The 18,869-nt window shown below is 69.7% G+C and carries 18 protein-coding genes; 7 read left to right on the top strand and 11 right to left on the bottom strand.

The features are described from left to right. Positions 1-147: 147 nt before the first annotated feature. Genes A7B20_RS18410 through A7B20_RS18390 form a run of 5 tightly spaced genes read right to left on the bottom strand, consistent with a single transcriptional unit; the run spans position 148 to position 5,526 of the window. Positions 148-1,917 (bottom strand): TRAP transporter permease, encoded by a 1,770-nt coding sequence (locus A7B20_RS18410; RefSeq protein ID WP_102110055.1) that lies wholly within the window; start codon positions 1,915-1,917, stop codon positions 148-150. A 40-nt stretch (positions 1,918-1,957) separates the two neighbouring features. After that, on the bottom strand, positions 1,958-2,911 hold the full coding sequence (locus A7B20_RS18405; protein WP_102110054.1) for a TAXI family TRAP transporter solute-binding subunit: 954 nt from the start codon (positions 2,909-2,911) through the stop codon (positions 1,958-1,960). 24 nt (positions 2,912-2,935) lie between these two features. Continuing rightward, on the bottom strand, positions 2,936-3,748 hold the full coding sequence (locus A7B20_RS18400) for an ABC transporter permease (protein ID WP_102110053.1): 813 nt from the start codon (positions 3,746-3,748) through the stop codon (positions 2,936-2,938). Beyond that, the gene (locus A7B20_RS18395; protein ID WP_102110052.1) at positions 3,741-4,508 is read right to left on the bottom strand and encodes an ABC transporter ATP-binding protein; all 768 of its coding nucleotides are present in this window, start codon (positions 4,506-4,508) and stop codon (positions 3,741-3,743) included. Before A7B20_RS18395 ends, A7B20_RS18400 begins: the two co-directional genes overlap by 8 nt. Before the next feature lie 4 nt (positions 4,509-4,512). Next, positions 4,513-5,526 carry an ABC transporter substrate-binding protein gene (locus A7B20_RS18390; RefSeq protein ID WP_102110051.1) on the bottom strand — a complete coding sequence of 338 codons (1,014 nt, stop codon included), beginning with the start codon at positions 5,524-5,526 and terminating at the stop codon, positions 4,513-4,515. Between the two features lie 288 nt (positions 5,527-5,814). Between A7B20_RS18390 and A7B20_RS18385 the strand changes: the two genes are divergently transcribed. Continuing rightward, the gene (locus A7B20_RS18385; RefSeq protein WP_102110050.1) at positions 5,815-6,564 is read left to right on the top strand and encodes a DsbA family protein; all 750 of its coding nucleotides are present in this window, start codon (positions 5,815-5,817) and stop codon (positions 6,562-6,564) included. 146 nt (positions 6,565-6,710) lie between these two features. Here A7B20_RS18385 and ispG read toward each other — a convergent pair whose 3' ends face one another. The 3 genes from ispG to A7B20_RS18370 all read right to left on the bottom strand — a co-directional run bounded on the left by ispG (position 6,711) and on the right by A7B20_RS18370 (position 10,118). Next, the gene (gene ispG, locus A7B20_RS18380; protein ID WP_102110049.1) at positions 6,711-7,856 is read right to left on the bottom strand and encodes a flavodoxin-dependent (E)-4-hydroxy-3-methylbut-2-enyl-diphosphate synthase; all 1,146 of its coding nucleotides are present in this window, start codon (positions 7,854-7,856) and stop codon (positions 6,711-6,713) included. A 77-nt stretch (positions 7,857-7,933) separates the two neighbouring features. Then, the gene (locus A7B20_RS18375; RefSeq protein WP_102110048.1) at positions 7,934-9,178 is read right to left on the bottom strand and encodes a helix-turn-helix domain-containing protein; all 1,245 of its coding nucleotides are present in this window, start codon (positions 9,176-9,178) and stop codon (positions 7,934-7,936) included. A 352-nt stretch (positions 9,179-9,530) separates the two neighbouring features. Next, positions 9,531-10,118 (bottom strand): 5-aminolevulic acid synthase, encoded by a 588-nt coding sequence (locus A7B20_RS18370; protein WP_102110047.1) that lies wholly within the window; start codon positions 10,116-10,118, stop codon positions 9,531-9,533. Positions 10,119-10,282: 164 nt separating this feature from the next. On the opposite strand from A7B20_RS18370, the gene A7B20_RS18365 reads away from it, so the two are divergent. The 4 genes from A7B20_RS18365 to A7B20_RS18350 are packed head-to-tail and all read left to right on the top strand — an operon-like array spanning position 10,283 to position 14,539. Next, positions 10,283-11,668, top strand: a complete 1,386-nt coding sequence (locus A7B20_RS18365; protein ID WP_102110046.1) for a M20/M25/M40 family metallo-hydrolase — start codon at positions 10,283-10,285, stop codon at positions 11,666-11,668. Between the two features lie 4 nt (positions 11,669-11,672). After that, complete coding sequence (locus tag A7B20_RS18360) at positions 11,673-12,608, top strand: nucleoside hydrolase (protein WP_102110045.1); 936 nt, start codon at positions 11,673-11,675, stop codon at positions 12,606-12,608. Then, positions 12,605-13,054, top strand: coding sequence for a GNAT family N-acetyltransferase (locus A7B20_RS18355; protein WP_102110044.1), 450 nt, complete (start codon positions 12,605-12,607; stop codon positions 13,052-13,054). Before A7B20_RS18360 ends, A7B20_RS18355 begins: the two co-directional genes overlap by 4 nt. A gap of 57 nt (positions 13,055-13,111) precedes the next feature. Next, on the top strand, positions 13,112-14,539 hold the full coding sequence (locus tag A7B20_RS18350; protein ID WP_102110043.1) for a protein adenylyltransferase SelO: 1,428 nt from the start codon (positions 13,112-13,114) through the stop codon (positions 14,537-14,539). Here A7B20_RS18350 and A7B20_RS18345 read toward each other — a convergent pair. The 3 genes from A7B20_RS18345 to A7B20_RS18335 all read right to left on the bottom strand — a co-directional run bounded on the left by A7B20_RS18345 (position 14,514) and on the right by A7B20_RS18335 (position 16,554). Beyond that, entirely contained in the window at positions 14,514-15,428 is a 915-nt protein-coding gene (locus A7B20_RS18345) for a DMT family transporter (protein WP_102110042.1), read from the bottom strand. The two genes, A7B20_RS18350 and A7B20_RS18345, sit on opposite strands and share 26 nt — an antisense overlap. A gap of 72 nt (positions 15,429-15,500) precedes the next feature. Then, positions 15,501-16,055, bottom strand: coding sequence for a peptidylprolyl isomerase (locus tag A7B20_RS18340; protein WP_102110041.1), 555 nt, complete (start codon positions 16,053-16,055; stop codon positions 15,501-15,503). Next, positions 16,048-16,554, bottom strand: coding sequence for a peptidylprolyl isomerase (locus tag A7B20_RS18335; RefSeq protein ID WP_102110040.1), 507 nt, complete (start codon positions 16,552-16,554; stop codon positions 16,048-16,050). Before A7B20_RS18335 ends, A7B20_RS18340 begins: the two co-directional genes overlap by 8 nt. Before the next feature lie 142 nt (positions 16,555-16,696). Here A7B20_RS18335 and A7B20_RS18330 point away from each other — a divergent pair, with 142 nt between their 5' ends. Both A7B20_RS18330 and A7B20_RS18325 read left to right on the top strand, forming a co-directional pair. After that, a complete protein-coding gene (locus A7B20_RS18330) occupies positions 16,697-17,887 on the top strand; it encodes a phosphoglycerate kinase (protein ID WP_102110039.1) in 1,191 nt (396 codons plus the stop codon). A gap of 101 nt (positions 17,888-17,988) precedes the next feature. After that, positions 17,989-18,869 (top strand): hypothetical protein (locus A7B20_RS18325; RefSeq protein WP_216641223.1); only part of this gene is annotated, 881 nt, incomplete at its 3' end.

Raw genomic sequence — 18,869 nt, 5'->3', positions numbered from 1 at the left:
TTTCGTCGTCATGCATCCGGCAGCGCCGCCGGAATCATGTAGCTTCGGATTGCCCTTACAGTGCGACGCTCCCGTCGCTCCTGACAAGACCAGACTGGCGATTTCCTGCCAATGTGACGCTGCCTTGTCGTCGGACCCGGAACGAAATCAGGTCCAGAGGCGCGCGAACAGGCAGGCCAGCCCGGCGATGATCAACACGGCGCGCCGCAACACGTTCCCGCGGCCGATCAAACCGAACGAAATCAACGTCAAGCCCGTGCCGACGCGAACGAAGGCCCAGAGCGCCCAGAGCGGATCCTCGGCCAGCTGGATCAGCTTGGGGTTGGCGATCATGCCGAGGGGAATGAGGTACAGCCCGATCCCGAGCTTCATGGCGCTGCCCGCGACGCGCAGCCAGTTCTCCTCGACCATGCCCGCGGCGATGAAGACGGCGCCGCAGACCGGGGGCGTGATGGTGGACAGGAGCGCGAACCAGAACACGAAGAGATGCGCCTGCAGCGGTTCGAGGCCAAGCTGGGCAAGCGCGGGGCCGGCGACCGAGACGCAGATGACATAGGCGGCGGTCGTCGGCACCTCCATGCCCAGCAGCAGGCAGGCGAGCGCCGTCAGCAGCAGCGAGGGCCAGAGCATGCCGCCCGAGAAGGCGAGGATGCCCGAGGTCAGCTTCACCCCGAGGCCGGTGATCCCGAGGACGCCGATGACGAGCGAGGCGCAGAGGATGATCGCGCCGATCATCGCCACCTGCCGCCCCGCGTTCAGCACCGCCTCGGCGAGGCGGGCGAGCGCCTGCCAAGGGGCGATGCGCAGCGTGGCGTCGAAGAACAGCAGCACGCCGCCCGCGAGGATCGACAGCGCGGCGGCGTATTGCGGGGTGAAGGCGGCGCCGAACATGCCCCACATCAGGACGCTGAAGGGGACGAGGAAGAAGGCCGAGGTGATCAGCACCGTGCGCCGGTCCGGCTGCTGGTCCTTCGGCACGCCCCTGAGGTCCATCCGCTGGGCATAGGCGTCGATCCCTACCCAGACGGCGAGGAAGTAGAGCACCGCGGGCAGCAGCGCCGCGCCCATGATCTGCGCATAGGGGATGCCGGTCAGCTCGACCATGACGAAGGCGCCGGCCCCCATCAGCGGCGGCATGATCTGCCCGCCGGAAGAGGCCACCGCCTCGATCGCGCCGGCGAGGCGGCGGGGATAGCCGAGGCCGGTCATCGCGGGCAGCGTGATCGCCCCGGTCGAGGCGACGTTGGCCGAGGCGGAGCCGGAGATCGAGCCGAACAGGGCCGAGGACAGGACCGACACCTTGCCCGCCCCGCCCGTGAGCCGCCCGGCGGCGGCGGAGGCGACGTTCATGAACCCCTGCCCCGCCTCGCCCGCGTTCAGCACCGCGCCGAAGATGACGAAGACGGCGACGACCCCGACCGACACGCCGGTGAGCGAGCCCCAGAGGCCGCCTTCCGCGATGGTGAGGGTGCCGAGGAAGCTGGCGAGCGGCGTGCCCGCGTGGCCGAACTCTCCGGGGATGATATGGCCGAAGAGGCCGTAGAGCAGCGCGGCGAGGGCCACCATGGGCAGCGGCCAGCCGATGGCGCGGCGGGCGGCCTCGAGCGTGACGGCGAGGAGCATGACGGCCAGCACCACCTGCCCCGGCCCTTCGAGGAAGCCGTACTGGTTGCGCAGGTCCGCGGCGTTCCAGGCGATCCAGAGGCAGCCGCCGATGCCGAGCGCGGCGAGGACGAGGCCGGTCCATTCGGCGAAGCGGCTGCGTGCCCCCATCACCAGCACGAAGGGCAGCACCAGCGCCATGTGCAGCGGACGGGCCACGAGGTTCGGCACGAGGCCCGAGAAGATCAGGCCGAGGTGGAAGAGGCAGCTGAGCGCCCCGAGGGCGACCCACAGGGGGCGATAATTCGAGATCATGGAAGGTCGGCGCCCCGTTATGTCAGGGGCGCCAATTCCCTCACTTCTGTTCGTCCGTCAAGGCGATGCCCGCCTCTTCGTAATAGCGCTGCGCGCCCGGATGGATCTTCGTCTTCACCTCCGACAGCATCTCGGGCGAGACGGCGTTCCACCAGGGCGACATGCCCGACATCATCGACTTCTGCTCCCAGAAGGTCTTGGTCAGCTCATAGGCGGTGTCGTCGTCCATCTTCGTCGTCGCATAGGCCACCACGGGCAGCGAGGTGGTGGTGACGTCGCCCTCCTGCCCCGCATAGGTCCCCGCGGGGATCACGACGCGGGTGCGTCCGGTCTGGCCCACCTCGTCGTCGGTCATCGGGATCACGGTGACGGGGGTCGTCGCCGCCGCCTCGACCACGTTCGGCGCGGGATAGCTGCCCGCGGTCACGAAGCCGTCGATCTGTCCGTTCTTCAGCGCCGCGACGGCATTCGACAGCTCGCTGTCGGCGATCTTCACCTTGTCCTTCAGCCCGAACAGTTCGAGATACTTCTCGCCCTCGGTCGCGCCGAAGGAGCCCGAGCCGAGCAGGATCGTCTTGCCCGCGAGGCTCGACAGGTCGTTGCTGCCGCTGTCCTTCGACATGACGATGTGCATGGTCAGCGAGGGGATCGGGAACAGCGCGCGGATTTCGTCAAAGGCCGGATCGCCCTTGCCGTCGAAGGGCCCCGCGGCCTTCTGCGCGGCGCCGACCAGCGCGGGCGGCGTGGTGAAGACGTAATCGGCGCCCCGCGCGCGTACCTCCATCACGTTCTGCACCGACCCCTGGCTTTCCTCCAGCGTCACGATCATCTCGCCGTCGGTGCCGATCTTGACGGCTTCGGCGAGTTCCACGCCCATCTGGTAGTACGAACTGCCGGACTTCGCCGACTTGTAGGTGATGCGCGTTTCGGCATGGGCCGCGGTCACGGCCAGCGCGCCGACGGCAGCCGCGGCGACAAATCCCGTAAGTTTCATCTCTTTCTCCCTTTGATGTCTCGATTATCTACGCCAGCGCAGCAGGACGCGTTCCGCCTGCCCCACGGCAAAGGATATCAGCACGCCGAGCAGCGACAGGATCGTCACCCCGGCGAACAGCTTCTCCAGGTCGTAGAGCGACCCGGCCTGAAGGATATAGGCCCCGATCCCGTGCTGCGCGCCCAGCATCTCGGCGGCGACCAGCAGGATGATCGCGATGGCAAGGCTGATCCGGAGGCCCGACAGGATCCCCGGCATCGCCCCCGGCAGCACGATCTTCCGGACGATCGACCACCACGACAGGCCGAAGCTCTGCCCCATGCGGATCAGCCCGCGGTCCACGTTGTCGACCGCGCCGTAGGTGGCGACGACGGTGGGGGTGAAGGTGCCGAAGGCGATCAGCGCGTATTTCGAGCTTTCGTCGATGCCGAACCAGATCACGAAGAGCGGCAGCAGCGCGATCTTCGGCACCGGGAAGAGCGCGGCCACCAGCGGCACCAGCCCCGCGCGGACATAGGAGAAGAGGCCGATCATCACGCCCGTCGCGACGCCGAGTCCGACGCCGATCACCGCGCCGACGGCAAGGCGGGAGAGCGAGGGCACCAGATGCTCCCAAAGCCGCCCCGAGGTCCAGAGATCGACCAGCGTCGCCAGCACGTCCGAGGGGCGCGGCAGTGTCAGGGGCGAGATCCAGCCCGACCGCGTGCCCCATTCGGCCAGCAAAATCAGCGCCACGAAGACGGCCAGCCCCACGCCCCGCCGGGCCGAGGGCGCGAAGCCGCCGCCGCGGAACGGGACCGGGCGCGTCGCCGCGCCGTGCCGGGCGAGGTCAGCCATCCACAAGCTCCGCGTCGGCCGCCCGCGCCTCGTCCCGCATCAGCGACCAGAGCCGCTTCTGGTGGCGCTCCAGCTCGGCGCTGCCGGTCTCGCGCGCGTCGAGCGGCAGGTCGATGTCCACCACCTCGGCGATCCGCCCCGGACGGCGCGACAGCACGACGATCCGGTGGCCAAGGCGCACCGCCTCGGCCAGGTTGTGGGTGACGTAGACGGCGGTGAAGGGCGCACGGGTCCAGAGCGCCACGAGATCGTCCATCAGCAGCTCGCGCGTCTGCGCGTCGAGCGCCGAGAGCGGCTCGTCCAGCAGCATCACCGCCGGCGTCACGGCCAGCGCCCGGGCGATGGCGACGCGCTGTTTCATGCCGCCCGACAGCTGGCGCGGAAGCGCCGTGCGGAACTCCGACAGCCGGGTACGTGCGAGCACGTCGGCGATGATCTGCTCCGCCTCCGCCTTCGGCAGGCGGTGGTCCTCCAGCACCAGGCTCAGGTTCCCCTCCACCGTCCGCCAGGGCAGGAGCGCGAAGTCCTGGAAGACGAAGGTCAGCGGATTGAGGCAGCCCGCCGGCGGCGCGCCGAGTTGCAGCACCCGCCCGCGGTCCGGCTTCTCCAGCCCGCCGAGCAGGCGCAGCAGCGTGGACTTGCCGCAGCCCGAGGGGCCCACGATGCACAGGATCCGCCCGCCGGGGATCTCCAGCGAGATGTCGCGCAGCACCTCGAGATCGCTATAGGCATGGCCGACCCCCTGGAGGGACAGATCCATGGGGCTACAGCACCGGTGCGAAGCTGCTGTCGACCACGGTGTCGAAGCCGATGGTGTCCTTGATCATGCCTTCCGCCTTGAACCAGTCGATCTGGTCCTGGACCGAGGCGGTGGTCAGGCCCGCGTTCTCGTTCAGCCGCATCGCCCCGTTCAGGATCGAGGTCTTCGCCTTCTCCGGCGCGTCGTCCGGGTAGACGTAGGGCGCCAGCAGGTCGAGCATCTTCTGCTGCGCCTCCTCCCCGGCCGTCCTGTCGACCAGCGCGGCGTTGTAGTCGGCGACGCCCTTCGAGAAGGCCTTGAGGAAATCCTCGGTCAGCGGCCGTTCGTTCACCGTGTTGTCGAGCGAGGTGAAGACCGTCGTCACCTGGTAGTCGGGGAGGTAATCGGCGACGTCGCCGATGATGTGCACCGCGCCCGACCCGTCGAGCGCCTTGGCGATGTGCGGCACGATGGACCAGCCGTCGACCTGGCCCGACTTCATCGCGCCGATGATCGCGCCGACCTTCTGCAGCGGCACGTACTCCAGCTCGATCCCTTCCGCGGCGGCCATCTTCGCGCCCATGTAGTGGAAGGAGGATCCCGGCTGGGTGACGGCATAGCGCTTGCCGCCCAGGTCCTTCGGCGTCTTCACCCCGGCCTGGAAGGCGGCGTCGGAGGCGAGGAACTTCTGCCCGTCGATCCCCTTCTCCTCCTGCAGCGCACCGCCGATGACCTTCACCGCGCCCTTCTCGGCCAGCGAGATCAACCCGCCGGTGATCGCCGTGATGCCGAAGTCGACGTCGCCCGAAGCGATGGCGACGGCCATCGGCTGCGCGGCGTCGAAGAAGCGCAGCTCGGCGTCGAGCCCCGCCTCCCTGAAATAGCCCCGCTCCATCGCGACGAAGCTCGCCGCGTGGCTGGTCAGGCGCAGGGCGCCGACGACGATCTTGCGGTCCTGCGCCAGGGCGGGCGCAGCCAGCCCGGCGGCGGCGGCGGCGCCGCCCATCAGGGCCAGCGTCTGGCGGCGGTTCAGTGTCATGATGTCTCCTCCCACAGCTCGCGCCGCTGGGGCGCGTGTCCCCGGGCGCTGCCGGCCGCGCGGGTCTTCCCGCCTGCGGCCGCTTCCGCAACTTTTGTGGGCGCCCCCGCCGGGGGGGTCAAGCGCCATTCTGCCGGTCCGGCGCCCGCCCCGCCCACACGGCCCCCGCGCAGCCACCACACAGCGGCGTGAGCGCGGCGCCCGCGACTTGCCATCCCGGCCCCGTCTGGCATTGTGGCGCGCGACCCGAAACCCCCGGCGCCTGCCGGCCAAATCCCCGGAGAGCCCATGTTCCGCTTCCCCCTCGCCGCCTCGGCCCTCGCGCTGACCCTCGCCCTGCCCGCCCATGCCGAGGGCCTGACCGACATGACCGACGCCGAGCGCGCGGCCTTCGGCCAGGAGGTGCGCGCCTACCTGCTGGAGAACCCCGAGGTGCTTATGGAGGCGATCTCGGTCCTCGAGAAGCGGCAGGCCGAGGATCAGGCGAAGGGCGACGCGCAGCTTCTGGCCGACAACGCCGAGGCGCTGTTCGACGACGGCTATTCCTACGTGGCAGGCAACCCCGAGGGAGACTTCACCATCGTCGAGTTCTTCGACTACCGCTGCGGCTACTGCAAGAAGGCCGCGCCGGAAGTGACCGAGCTTCTGGCCCGCGACGGCAACATCCGCCTGATCGTGAAGGAGTTCCCGATCCTCGGCGACCAGTCCGTCCTGGCCTCGCGTTTCGCGCTGGCGGTGAAGAAGGTCGCGGGGGACGAGGCCTACGGCAAGATCCACGACACCCTGATGGAGCTGCGCGCCGACATCACCGAATCCGCCCTGCGCGGCGTGGCCGAGGACGCGGGCCTCGACGCCGACGCGATCATGGCGGCGATGGACGACGACGACGTCACCAACATCATCGCGAAGAACCACGCGCTCGGCCAGACGCTGAAGATCAACGGCACCCCGAGCTTCGTCTTCGGCGACGAGATGGTGCGCGGCTACGTGCCCCTCGACACGATGCAGCGGCTGGTCGAGGCCAAGCGCGAGGGCTGAGCCCCCGCGCCAGGGACCGAAGCCGGATAGTGCGCCAGGACGGGCGGGCACGGACAGTCTGCCCCCGCCCCCCATCTTTGCTTTCCTAAATATCCCCGCCGGAGGCTCCCGCAGCCTCCACGCGCGCGACAGCGGCAGCGGCGCGCCTACTCCGCCGCCTGCCCCGCCGTCTCGGCCTCCTGCTTCGCCTCGGCCTCCAGCGCCTCGGCCTTCTTCTCGACCTGCTCGACGATATGTTCGATCATCTGGGCGTTGCTCAGCTTGTGGCTCTGCTTGCCCGCGAGATAGACCATGCCGGACCCCGCGCCGCCGCCGGTGAAGCCGACGTCGGTCATCAGCGCCTCGCCCGGGCCGTTCACCACGCAGCCGATGATCGAGAGGCTCATCGGCGTCTTGATGTGCTCCAGCCGCTTCTCGAGGATTTCGACCGTCTTGATGACGTCGAAGCCCTGGCGCGCGCAGGACGGGCAGGAGATGATGTTGACGCCGCGGTGGCGCAGGCCGAGGGATTTCAGGATCTCGTAGCCGACCTTCACCTCCTGCACCGGATCGGCCGAGAGCGACACGCGGATCGTGTCGCCGATGCCCATCCACAACAGGTTGCCGAGGCCGATGGCCGACTTGATGGTGCCCGAGATCATGCCCCCCGCCTCGGTGATCCCGAGGTGGATCGGCGCGTCGGTCGCGTCGGCCAGCTGCTGGTAGGCGGCGGCCGCCATGAACACGTCGGAGGCCTTGCACGAGATCTTGAACTCGTGGAAGTCGTTGTCCTGCAGGATCCTGATGTGTTCCAGCCCCGACTCGACCATCGCGTCGGGACAGGGTTCGCCGTATTTCTCCAGCAGGTGCCGTTCCAGCGACCCGGCGTTCACGCCGATCCGGATCGAGCAGCCGTGGTCGCGGGCGGCCTTGATGACCTCCTTCACGCGGGAGGCGTCGCCGATGTTGCCCGGATTGATCCTCAGGCACCCCACCCCGGCCTCCGCGGCCTCGATGGCGCGCTTGTAGTGGAAGTGGATGTCGGCGACGATCGGCACCGGGCTTTCGCGCACGATCTCCCTCAGCGCGGTCGTGGCGGCCTGGTCGGGGGCGGAGATGCGGACGATGTCAGCCCCCGCCTCGGCGGCGGCGATCACCTGCGCAAGCGTCGCCTTCACGTCGCCGCTGTCGGTGTTGGTCATCGTCTGCACGGAAATCGGCGCGTCGCCGCCCACGGGCACGTTGCCGACCATGATCTGGCGGCTCTTGCGGCGGTAGATGTTGCGCCAGGGGCGGACGTGGTTGATCGACATCTGAGGCGGCCTTCTGTCCAGTCAGCGTTACGCCAACAGTTAGGCCAGCCGCCGCCCCGGCGCAACGCCCCGGGGGGTCATTCCCCCACGGGTTCGACCGGCGCGAGGAGCGAGGCGTCGGCCACCACGGTGGCGAGGTCGCCGTCCTTCTCGAGGTCCGCGACCTGGTACTTCTCGGTCAGGTCGGTGGCGGCGAGGCTCAGGTTCTTCGTCACCTGGCCGCTGCGCCCGGCGGGGCCGTAGGTGGTGCCGTTGACCGCGAAATAGATCGCACCGGACTCTCCGGTCAGCAGCGTCGCCGCCTCCTCCGTCTTCGGCAGCACGAAGCGGTCGCCCTTGTTCATGATGTTCTCGTAGATCACCGACCCGTCCGCGGCCTTGACCCGCACCCAGGAGTCGCGGACGGCGAACATGACCACTTCCGGCACGTTCGCGGCCACGACCTGCACGCCGGTTCCGTCGGCAGGCGCGGCGCCCTCGGCATCGGCCGGCTGGGTGCCGAGCATGGCGGCGCTGATGGCGGACTCGATCGCCTCGCTGCGCCCCGTCTCCGGCGCGGCATCGGCGGTGCGGGTGACGTTGGGCTTCAGCGTGGCGATGGGGCCGTCGCGGGCGATCATCACCGGCACGTCCAGCGCCTGCGGACGGTAGAGCCGGTCGAACCCGTCGCCTTCCCGCGGCTCGATGCCCGGCGCGGCCTCGTCGCCCACGGGCATGGAGGCCGTGGCGGCGGCCAGCGGATCCAGCTCGGACACGACACCGGGGGTCTGGTCCACCGGCACGAACTGCACCTTCTGGACCTCCTGCAGCACCGAATAGCCGCCGTAGCCCAGGCCGCCGATCAACGCCAGCAGAACGAGGGTAGAGCCGATGGCGCCCGGTTCGATGCGCGAGAACAGGCCCGGCGCGGTCGGCGCGAACAGAGCGGTGCTTTCGGCGAAGGGATCGCGGCGGCCGGGATCGGCCACCCTCTTCTCGGTGCGCTTGGCGGAGGCGGCGGAGGACATGCCGTGGGCGGTCTCGAAGTTGCCCTCGGCGCAGAACGCCTTGTAGGCCCATTCGGGATCGAGCCCGAGGTAGCGCGCGTAGGAGCGGACGTAACCGGCGATGAAGCCCGGCGTCTCGAAGGCCTGGGGATCCGCATTCTCGATCGCGGCGATGTAGGTGGCCTTGATCTTCAGCTCGCGCTGGACGTCCAGCAGGGACTTGCCCAGGGTCGCCCGCTCACCGCGCATGACGTCGCCCAGACGAAGGTCGAAATCGTCGAAGCCGCGCGGGCCCTCGTCTTCCATCGCCTGCGGCGCCCGAAACCGTCGGATCATATGGACCACCCAATTGCCACTGCCATCAGCCTCTCGCAGCCGATTCGTCATGTCGGCCTGTAGGTTTACCGTTACCATATGCACGCGCAGCTTGCACACGCAGAAAACGCAATGTGAAGGCGTTCGGCGCGAATTGGCCCACAAGATCTTGCCAATGCTCATGAAATCGTCACCGGCGCCGGACCGGCCCGAAACGGCGACGACGCCGCACCGTTACTGCCGAAGGCGGCGCCCCCGGTGGCCGCGCGCGGCGTTTCGGGGGCATCGGCGGGCCGCCGACGCGGACAGGCCCACCAAAACAGCGATCTGTCAATACCTTGCGCGGCTCTCTTCACAAGAGCGGGAGCGGCGCCTAGTCGGCGACGACCACCTGGCAGTCGCCGGCGCCCTTGGCGTTGCACGACCGGGTCGCGGTCGCCCCCGCGCCCTGGCCCGCGGCGATCGACCACTGGCCGGTGCTGGGCGAGATGGCGAGCGCCTTGGGCGATCCGGCGGGCAGGTAGCTGTCGTTGAAGCCCTGGGTGGCATCGACCGACAGGGTCAGGCCGCGCTCGGCATAGCCTGCGGGCAGGACGTGGGCGGCGATCCGGCACTGGGTCTTGGCCGCGCTCTGGCAGGCGGCGATGGCCGCACGCTCGGCCGCGGCGACGGAGTGGTAGTTCACCGCCGCCTGGGCGCTGGCCAGCCCCTTCTCGGGCGCAAGCGCGATGGCGCCGAAATACTTCTGGTCCTTCGCCACCTCGCCGAGGACGGCCTTCGTCTTGTCGTCGAGGCCGGGCAGGTTGAAGACCACCGCCCGCGCGCCCTTGGTCGGGAACAGGGCCGCCTTCGCCTCGTCGCCCGTCACCATGGTCTGCGCCGTCGCGGCGGCGCCGAGGCCGCACAGAAGGGCCGTGGCGGCGGCGAGCCGGGGGAGGATCTTCATGTCACGCTTCGTCATCGTCTGGGTCCTCGCTTTGGATTTGCGCGACACTTAACGCCCCGCCGCGCGACTGGCCAGTGCGGCAGAGCGTCTGCGCAAGCCCTTGCCGGCGGGGCCTTCGGCTGGACAGCACCGATCCGGCTGTTACTCTGCGCCCGCAACGTTTCCCCCGGAGAAGCCCCATGAGTCTCGACGCCGTTCTGGCCCGCATAGATGCCGACCTGCCCCAGGCCACCGACCGCCTGATGGAGCTGCTGCGCATCCCCTCGATCTCGACCGACCCCGCCTACAAGGGCGACTGCGAGAAGGCGGCGGACTGGCTGGTGGCGGACCTGCAATCGCTGGGCTTCACCGCCGGGAAGCGCGCGACGCCTGGCCATCCGATGGTCGTCGCCCACGGCGGCAGCGGCGACGGCGCTGCGCCGCACCTGCTGTTCTACGGCCATTACGACGTGCAGCCGGTCGATCCGCTGGAGCTCTGGACCCGCGACCCCTTCGATCCCGCGATCGAGAAGACGCCCGCGGGCGAGGTGATCCGCGGCCGCGGCAGCGCCGACGACAAGGGACAGCTGATGACCTTCGTCGAGGCCTGCCGCGCCTTCATCGCCGAGCATGGCGAACTGCCCTGCCGCATCACCGTCCTGTTCGAGGGCGAGGAGGAATCGGGCTCGCCCTCGCTGACGCCGTTCATGGAGGCCAATGCCGACGAGCTGAAGGCCGACATCGCCCTGATCTGCGACACCGGCATGTACGACCCCGAGACGCCCGCCATCGTCACCATGCTGCGCGGGCTCCTGGGCGAGGAGATCACCGTGCGCGGCCCCGACAAGGACCTGCACTCGGGCTATTACGGCGGGCTTGCCATGAACCCGGCGCGGGTGCTGGCGCGGATCATCGCCGACCTGCACGACGACACCGGCCGCATCACCGTGCCCGACTTCTACGACGGCGTGCCCGAGCTGTCGGACACCCTGCGGGCGCAGTGGGACCAGCTGGGCTTCGATGCCGAGGCGTTCCTCGGCTCGGTCGGGCTGAACCTGCCTGCGGGCGAGCAGGACCGCAGCCCGCTGGAGCAGGTCTGGGCGCGTCCCACATGCGAGGTCAACGGGATCTGGTCGGGCTACACCGGCAAGGGCTTCAAGACGGTCCTGCCCTCCGAGGCCCATGCCAAGATCAGCTTCCGCCTTGTCGGCACCCAGGATCCCCACAAAATCCGCGAGAACTTCCGCGCCTTCGTCGAGGCCCGCGTGCCCGCCGACTGCACCGTGACCTTCCAGGCCCACGGCGCCTCGCCCGCAAGCCAGATGAGCATCTCCGACCCCGCCTTCGAGAAGGCCCGCCAGGCGCTCTCGCCCGAATGGCCGAACGACGCGGCCTACATCGGCGGCGGCGGCTCGATCCCGATCGCGGGGCATTTCAAGCAGATCCTCGGCATGGATTCGCTCCTGATCGGCTTCGGCCTCGACGATGACCAGATCCATTCGCCGAACGAGAAGTACAACATGGCGAGCTTCCACAAGGGGATGCGCAGCTGGGCGCGTGTGCTCGACGCGCTGAGCAGGGGCTGAGGCGATGGCCGAGAAGATCATCATCGACACCGACCCCGGCCAGGACGACGCCGTGGCGATCCTGCTGGCGCTGGCCAGTCCCGAGCTGGAGGTGCTGGGGATCACGGCGGTCGCGGGCAACGTGCCGCTGACGCTCACCCAGCGGAACGCACGGATCGTCTGCGAACTGGCGGGGCGGACCGATGTGCCGGTGTACGCGGGCTGCGACGCGCCGCTGAAGCGCAAGCTGGTGACGGCCGAGCACGTGCACGGCAAGACCGGGCTCGACGGCCCGGTGCTGCCCGAGCCGACGATGCCGCTGGCCGAGGGGCATGCGGTCGACTTCATCATCGAGACGCTGCGCCGGGAAGCGCCGGGGACGGTCACGCTGTGCCCGCTCGGCCCGCTCACCAACGTCGCCACCGCCCTGCAGCGGGCGCCCGACATCGCCGGGCGGATCAGGCGGATCGTCCTGATGGGCGGCGCCTATTTCGAAGTGGGCAACATCACCCCCACGGCGGAGTTCAACATCTACGTCGATCCGGAAGCCGCTGAAATCGTGTTCCGGTCCGGCGTCCCTCTGGTGGTGCTTCCCCTCGACGTCACCCACAAGGCGCTGGTCACGGGGCCGCGCAACCAGGCGTTCCGCGACCTCGGAACGCCCGTGGGCAAGGCTGTCGCCGAGATGACCGATTTCTTCGAACGCTTCGACAAGGAGAAATACGGCAGCGACGGCGCCCCCCTGCACGACCCCTGCGTGACCGCCTGGTTGCTGAAGCCCGGGCTGTTCACGGGCCGCGAGATCAACGTCGAGATCGAGACGGTGTCGGAGCTGACGCTTGGCATGACCGTGGCCGACTGGTGGGGGATCACGGACCGGCCGAAGAACGCGCTCTTCATCGGCGACCTCGACGCCGATGGCTTCTTCTCGCTGCTGACCGAGCGTCTGGGCCGGTTGTGAGCGTCACCCTGCGTCTTGCCGCTCCGGACGACCTCGACCGGCTCGCCGCGCTGGTCGAGGCCTGCCACGGCGAACGGGGGCTGAATCAGGATCCGGCGCAGCGGCGCGAGGTGCTGAAGACCCTGCTCGACGGGATCCCGAACGGCGTCGCCTATCTGATCGGCCCGCCCAAGGCGCCGGTCGGCTACCTCGTCATCTCCTTCGGCTTCTCGGTCGAAATGGGCGGGCTCGACGGTCATATCTCCGACTTCTTCATCCGCCCCGGCGTGCGCGGCCGCGGCATGGGCAGCGAGGCGGTGATGGCGCTGGCCCCGGCGCTGGCCAGGCATGGCGTGAAGGCCCTGCACATCGAGGTTCCGGGCGAGACCGCGCGGCTTGTCGGACATTATCGCAGCATGGGCTTCGCGGTGCGCGACGGACGGCAGCTGATGACGCGCCGACTTTGAGCGCGGCACTGGCAGGGGCGCGGAACCTTTCTTAGGTATGGGGTGAAGGAGCCTGCCATGACCGTCCACTTCCCGTTCGACAACAGCTATGCGACGCTGCCTGACCGCTTCTACACCCGCCAGCCGCCGACGCCGGTGTCCCGGCCGGGGCTGATCCGCGTCAACGAGCGGCTCGCGCAAGAGCTGGGACTGGACCCGGAGGAGCTGCGCGCGCCCGAGGGGATCGAGGTTCTCGCGGGCAACAGGGTGCCGGAGGGCGCGGCGCCCATGGCGCAGGTCTATGCCGGGCACCAGTTCGGCGGCTGGTCGCCGCAGCTGGGCGACGGGCGGGCGCTGCTGCTGGGGGAAATCCTCGCGCCGTCAGGACGTTACGACGTGCAGTTGAAAGGTTCGGGGCCGACGCCCTATTCCCGGATGGGCGACGGACGCGCCTGGCTTGGCCCCGTGCTGCGGGAATACGTCGTGTCCGAGGCGATGCACGCGCTCGGCCTGCCGACTACCCGCGCGCTGGCCGCGGTGACGACCGGCGAGACGGTGTTCCGCGAACGCCGCTATCCCGGCGCCGTGCTGACCCGCATCGCCAAGAGCCACATCCGCGTCGGCACCTTCCAGTTCTTCGCCGCGCGCCAGGATGAAGAGGCGCTGGCGGCGCTGACCGACCATGTGATCGCCCGCCACTACCCGCAGGCAGACGGCCCGCTCGCTTTGCTCGACGCGGTGATCGCCGCGCAGGCGAAGCTGATCGCGGGCTGGATGTCGGTCGGCTTCATCCATGGCGTGATGAACACCGACAACATGTCCGTCGCGGGCGAGACCATCGACTACGGCCCCTGCGCCTTCATGGACACCTATCACCCCGACCGCGTGTTCTCGTCCATCGACCAGTTCGGCCGCTATGCCTATGCCCGCCAGCCGGAAATCGCGGTCTGGAACCTCGCGCAGTTCGCCACCAGCCTGTTGCCGCTGATCGACGCGGACCACAACGCGGCCATCGAGAAGGCGACGGAGTCGGTGCACCGCTTCCCCGCGCTGTATGCCGAGGCGTGGCTCGCGCGGTTCCGCGCCAAGCTGGGCCTGACCTCGGTGGAAGAGGACGACGCGGCGCTGATCCAGGCCCTGCTCGACCGGATGGCGCAGGGACAGGCGGACTTCGCCAACACCTTCCGCGCGCTCGGCACGCCCGCGGCGCGGGACCAGTTCGTCGATCCCGCCGCCTATGACAGCTGGGCCACGGTGCTGGAGGCGCGACTGGCCCGCGATCCGGCCAGCGCGGAGGAGAGCGCGGGGCTGCGGGCGCGCAGCAATCCGGCGATCATCCCGCGCAACCACCGGATCGAGGAGGCGATCCAGGCGGCGCTGGCGGGGGATCTCTCACCGTTCCACGCCCTGACGGAGGCCCTGCAGACGCCGTTCGAGGCGCAGGGCGATTACGCCCGCCCGCCGACCGAGGACGAGGCGGTCACGCAGACGTTCTGCGGAACCTGAAGCCCCCCGCGGGGCGGTTGATCAGCAGCAGGCCCAGGGCGACCAGCACCACGGCCGCCAGCAGCGACGGCCCGACATGGTCGCCCAGAAGCGCCCAGCCGAGGAAGGTGCCGAAGATCGGCGACAGGAAGCCGAAGGCCGCCACCTGCCCCGCCCGGTAGCGCGCCAGAAGCCAGAACCACAGCAGGAACCCGGCGAAGGCCACGGCGACGATCTGGAACACGAGGCCCGCGACGTGGATCGGGGCAAGCTCGCGGATCAGCGGGCCGAAGGCGAGCGAGGCGACCAGCAGCAGCGGGCCCGAAACAGCGGTCTGCCACAGAAGCTGCATCTCGGGGCTGACGCGGCCCATGGCGGGGGCGCGGGCGGTCAGCGCGATGCCGGTCCAGCAGAACGAGGCGCCGAGCGCGCAGAGGTCTCCGGCCAGCGACGCCTCGCCGCCTGCGGGGCGGCCGGAAGTCAACGCCAGCGCGACGCCGACGAAGGCCATGGCGAGCCCCGCGAGCTTGCCCGCCGACAGGTGTTCGCCCGCCAGCAGGAAATGGGCGGCGAGCGTCGTCCAGACCGGCATGGTGTAGAAGATCACGCTGGTGCGGCTGACCGTGGTCAGGTCCAGCGCGGTGAAGAGCAGCAGGAACTCGAGGCTGAACATCCCCCCGAGCAGCAGGCCGAGGCGGGCCGAGCCGGGTTCGATCCGCAGCGCCACGCCCCGCCAGCGCATCCATGCAAGCAGCAGCGCCGCCGCGCCGAGCGAACGGAGGGCGGCGGCGAAGACGGGCTGGAAGCCGTCGTTGCCGACCTTGATGACGACCTGGTTGAAACCGAGGAGAAGGGAAAAGCCGATAAGGGCCACGGCCCCGGCGGCGTCCACTGGTACGCGCGTGTTCATGGGGCGCACAGGGACGCGGGCGCGGCGGCGGAGTCAAGGCCCCACGGCCCCGCCCCGCCGCCGCGCGGGAGGTCAGGGCGTGACGGTGACCTTGGTCATCACGTCGGGCTGGCCGGCGACGGCGCCGTTGTTGCCGCGGCCGCGCTTGATGGCGTCGATCACGTCCATCCCGCTCGTCACCTCGCCGACGACGGTGTACTGGCCGTTCAGGTGCGGCGCGGGGGCGAACATGATGAAGAACTGCGAGTTGGCCGAGTCGGGGCTGGCGGCGCGGGCCATGCCGACGGTGCCGCGCTCGAACGGGCGGTCCGAGAACTCGGCCTTCAGGTCGGGCATCTCAGAGCCGCCGGTGCCGGCCCGCTTCAGGTCGCCGTCCATCTTGCCGAACTCCACGTCGCCGGTCTGCGCCATGAAGCCGTCGATCACGCGGTGGAACACCACGTTGTCGTAGGCCCCGGCCTTCGCCAGCTCGGTGATCCGCGCGACGTGCAGGGGTGCGACGTCGTCGAAGAGGTCGATGTGGACGGTGCCGTTCGCCTCGCCCGACACCTGGATGTCGAGGCCCGTGGCCAGCGCCGGGACTGCGGCGGCGACGGAGAGGACGGCGGAAAGCAGGAGCTTACGCATCGGCGGCGACCTTCACGCTGATCATCCTGTCGGGGTTCGCGGGCGGCTCGCCGCGGGTGATGGCATCGACATGCTCCATCCCCGAGATGACCCGGCCATAGACGGTGTACTGCCCGTTCAGGAAGTGGTTGTCGGAGAAGTTGATGAAGAACTGCGAGTTGGCGGAGTTCGGGTTGGACGAGCGCGCGGCGCCCAGCGTGCCGCGGTCATGGGGCAGCTTCGAGAACTCGGCCGGGAGGTCGGGATGCCCGGAGCCGCCGGTGCCCGCGAGGCGGATGTTGAAGTCCTTCTCGGCGTTGCCGTTCGACACGTCGCCGGTCTGCGCCATGAAGCCGTCGATCACCCGGTGGAACACGACGTTGTCGTAGGCGCCGGCGCGGGCCAGGTCCTTCATCCGCTGGGTGTGTTTCGGGGCCACGTCGGGCAGCAGTTCGATCGTGACGGTGCCACCCTTCAGCTCCATCAGGATGGTGTTCTCGGGGTCTTTGATCTCGGCCATCTGCGGCTCCTGTGGTTTCGCGTTGCGCCCTGTCTAATCCCGTGCCGGGGCGAGGAAAAGCTGAAAGCAGCCCTGCCCTGTTGACGATCCCGTGGCGTTCGGGTCTCAAGGATGGGTCAGAGACCGCAGAGGAGCGACGCGCATGGCCTGGAAATCCCTCGACGACATGGACCTGGCGGGCAAGGTCGTGCTGACCCGGGTCGACATCAACGTGCCGATGGAAGACGGCCGCGTCACCGACATGACCCGGATCGAGCGCATCGCGCCCACCGTCGCCGACATCCTGAAGGCGGGCGGCAAGCCGGTGCTGATGGCGCATTTCGACCGGCCCAAGGGCAAGGTCGTGCCGTCGATGTCGCTGGAGCCGCTGGTGCCCGCGCTCTCCGGCACCTTCGGCGTGCCGGTGCGTTTCGCCGCCGACTGCATCGGCGCCGAGGCGAAGAAGGCCGTCGCCGCCCTGCCCGAGGGCGAGGTGCTGCTCCTGGAGAACACCCGCTTCCACCCGGGCGAGGAGAAGAACGACCCCGAGTTCGCCGCCTCCCTCGCCGCGCTCGGCGAGATCTTTTGCAACGACGCCTTCTCGGCCGCGCACCGCGCCCATGGCTCGACTGAAGGGATCGCGCGCCTGCTGCCGGCCTGCGCCGGGCGGCTGATGGCGGCGGAGCTGTCGGCGCTGGAGGCGGCGCTCGGCGCGCCGAAGCGGCCCGTGGTGGCGGTGGTGGGCGGCGCGAAGGTGTCGACGAAGCTGGACCTGCTCGGCAACCTGGTGCGCAAGGTCGACCACCTGGTGATCGGCGGCGGCATGGCGAACACCTTCCTCGCCGCCAAGGGCATCGGCGTCGGCAAGTCGCTGTGCGAGCACGACATGACCGGCACCGCGAAGGAGATCCTGGCGAAGGCCGGCGAGGCCTCCTGCGAGATCGTGCTGCCCGAGGACATCGTCGTGGCGCGGGAGTTCAGGGCGGGCGCGGAGAACGAGACGCTGGCCGCCGACGCCTGCCCCGAGGACGCGATGATCCTCGACGCGGGCCCGGAGACGGTGAAGCGGATCGCGGCGGTTTTCGAAGGAGCGAAGACGCTGATCTGGAACGGCCCCCTCGGCGCGTTCGAGATTTCGCCCTTCGACGCCGCGACCAACGCGGCCGCGGCGAAGGCGGCGGAACTGACCCGGAACGGCGCGCTGATCTCGGTCGCGGGCGGCGGCGACACGGTGTCGGCGCTGAACCGGGCCGATGCGGCGAAGGACTTCACCTACGTCTCCTCGGCGGGGGGTGCGTTCCTCGAATGGATGGAGGGCAAGACGCTGCCGGGGGTCGCGGCCCTGGAACAGTGATCGCGCAAGGGAGGCGCTGGCGGCACCGCTTACGGCAGCCTTGATTTCGGCGCGGGGGGAGCGTCTGATCCGGGGCATTCATTGCCCAAGGAATTGCCCCCATGCCCTGTTCGCGCGCCCGCCTTCTCGCCTCCGCCGCCATCGTCCTGATGCCCCTCGCCGCCCCGGCCCAGACCGCCGCGCCGGGCGGCCCCTCGCTCTGGGACCTGCTGAAGCCCGAGTACCTGGTCCAACGCGCCCTCCAGGGCGGGGTGATGGCGCTGCGCTCGCAGATGGACGTCGTCTATGGCGCGATGTCCGTCGACATCGGCCTTGGCCAGGTCAGCATGACCGACATCACGCTCTGGCCGCTCCTGCCCTACGATCCCGACGACCAGTGCAAGATCACCATCGAGCGCCTGACGCTGCGCGTCGCGCCGCTGGACCGGCCCGACCTGATCCGCCTGAAGACCCAGGCCCAGGGCGTCGAGGCGCCTGCCGACTGCCTGCCGCCCGAGCCGCGGCAGGCGCTGCCGATGGCCGGACTGGAGAACCTTGCCGTGCCGCGGCTGACGGTGGACCTGGAATACGACATCGCCTCGGCCTCGGCCGACCTCCACGCCTATGCGCGGGTCGAGGGCGCGGCGGCGGTCGATCTGACCGGCGACATCGGCTATCTCGCGGTCGACGCCCGCGAGCCCGAGACCCCGAAACCCGTCGTCTACCTGCGCGGCGCGGCGCTGACGGTCGAGAACCTTGGCCTCTGGGAAGCGACGAAGGGAATGCTGCCCGCGCCCTTCACCGATCCCGCGCAGGCGCCCGCGATCCTGGAGGGCCTCGTGGCTTCGGCGCTGGCGGACATGAACCGGCCCGCGCCGCAGCCGGACGGCACGGACCCCGCGCCTGCCGCTCCCGATTCAGGCCTGCTGCCGCCGGAGGCGCCCGGGCCCGGCTTCGGCGCGGCACCTGCCGCGCCCGCCCCGACTGCCCCGTCTGCCCCGCC

This window comes from Oceaniglobus roseus, assembly GCF_002869745.1.
Lineage (GTDB): Bacteria > Pseudomonadota > Alphaproteobacteria > Rhodobacterales > Rhodobacteraceae > Oceaniglobus > Oceaniglobus roseus.
The sequence above is the reverse complement of the archived record's forward strand: the minus strand, read 5'-3'. Positions and strand labels throughout refer to the sequence as shown.

Excerpts from the sequence above, each read along its gene's own strand:
- A7B20_RS18410 (WP_102110055.1), bottom strand. The coding sequence starts at position 1,917 with ATGATCTCGAATTATCGCCCCCTGTGGGTCGCCCTCGGGGCGCTCAGC.
- A7B20_RS18405 (WP_102110054.1), bottom strand. The coding sequence starts at position 2,911 with ATGAAACTTACGGGATTTGTCGCCGCGGCTGCCGTCGGCGCGCTGGCC.
- A7B20_RS18400 (WP_102110053.1), bottom strand. The coding sequence starts at position 3,748 with ATGGCTGACCTCGCCCGGCACGGCGCGGCGACGCGCCCGGTCCCGTTC.
- A7B20_RS18395 (WP_102110052.1), bottom strand. The coding sequence starts at position 4,508 with ATGGATCTGTCCCTCCAGGGGGTCGGCCATGCCTATAGCGATCTCGAG.
- A7B20_RS18390 (WP_102110051.1), bottom strand. The coding sequence starts at position 5,526 with ATGACACTGAACCGCCGCCAGACGCTGGCCCTGATGGGCGGCGCCGCC.
- A7B20_RS18385 (WP_102110050.1), top strand. The coding sequence starts at position 5,815 with ATGTTCCGCTTCCCCCTCGCCGCCTCGGCCCTCGCGCTGACCCTCGCC.
- ispG (WP_102110049.1), bottom strand. The coding sequence starts at position 7,856 with ATGTCGATCAACCACGTCCGCCCCTGGCGCAACATCTACCGCCGCAAG.
- A7B20_RS18375 (WP_102110048.1), bottom strand. The coding sequence starts at position 9,178 with ATGATCCGACGGTTTCGGGCGCCGCAGGCGATGGAAGACGAGGGCCCG.
- A7B20_RS18370 (WP_102110047.1), bottom strand. The coding sequence starts at position 10,118 with ATGACGAAGCGTGACATGAAGATCCTCCCCCGGCTCGCCGCCGCCACG.
- A7B20_RS18365 (WP_102110046.1), top strand. The coding sequence starts at position 10,283 with ATGAGTCTCGACGCCGTTCTGGCCCGCATAGATGCCGACCTGCCCCAG.
- A7B20_RS18360 (WP_102110045.1), top strand. The coding sequence starts at position 11,673 with ATGGCCGAGAAGATCATCATCGACACCGACCCCGGCCAGGACGACGCC.
- A7B20_RS18350 (WP_102110043.1), top strand. The coding sequence starts at position 13,112 with ATGACCGTCCACTTCCCGTTCGACAACAGCTATGCGACGCTGCCTGAC.
- A7B20_RS18345 (WP_102110042.1), bottom strand. The coding sequence starts at position 15,428 with ATGAACACGCGCGTACCAGTGGACGCCGCCGGGGCCGTGGCCCTTATC.
- A7B20_RS18340 (WP_102110041.1), bottom strand. The coding sequence starts at position 16,055 with ATGCGTAAGCTCCTGCTTTCCGCCGTCCTCTCCGTCGCCGCCGCAGTC.
- A7B20_RS18335 (WP_102110040.1), bottom strand. The coding sequence starts at position 16,554 with ATGGCCGAGATCAAAGACCCCGAGAACACCATCCTGATGGAGCTGAAG.
- A7B20_RS18330 (WP_102110039.1), top strand. The coding sequence starts at position 16,697 with ATGGCCTGGAAATCCCTCGACGACATGGACCTGGCGGGCAAGGTCGTG.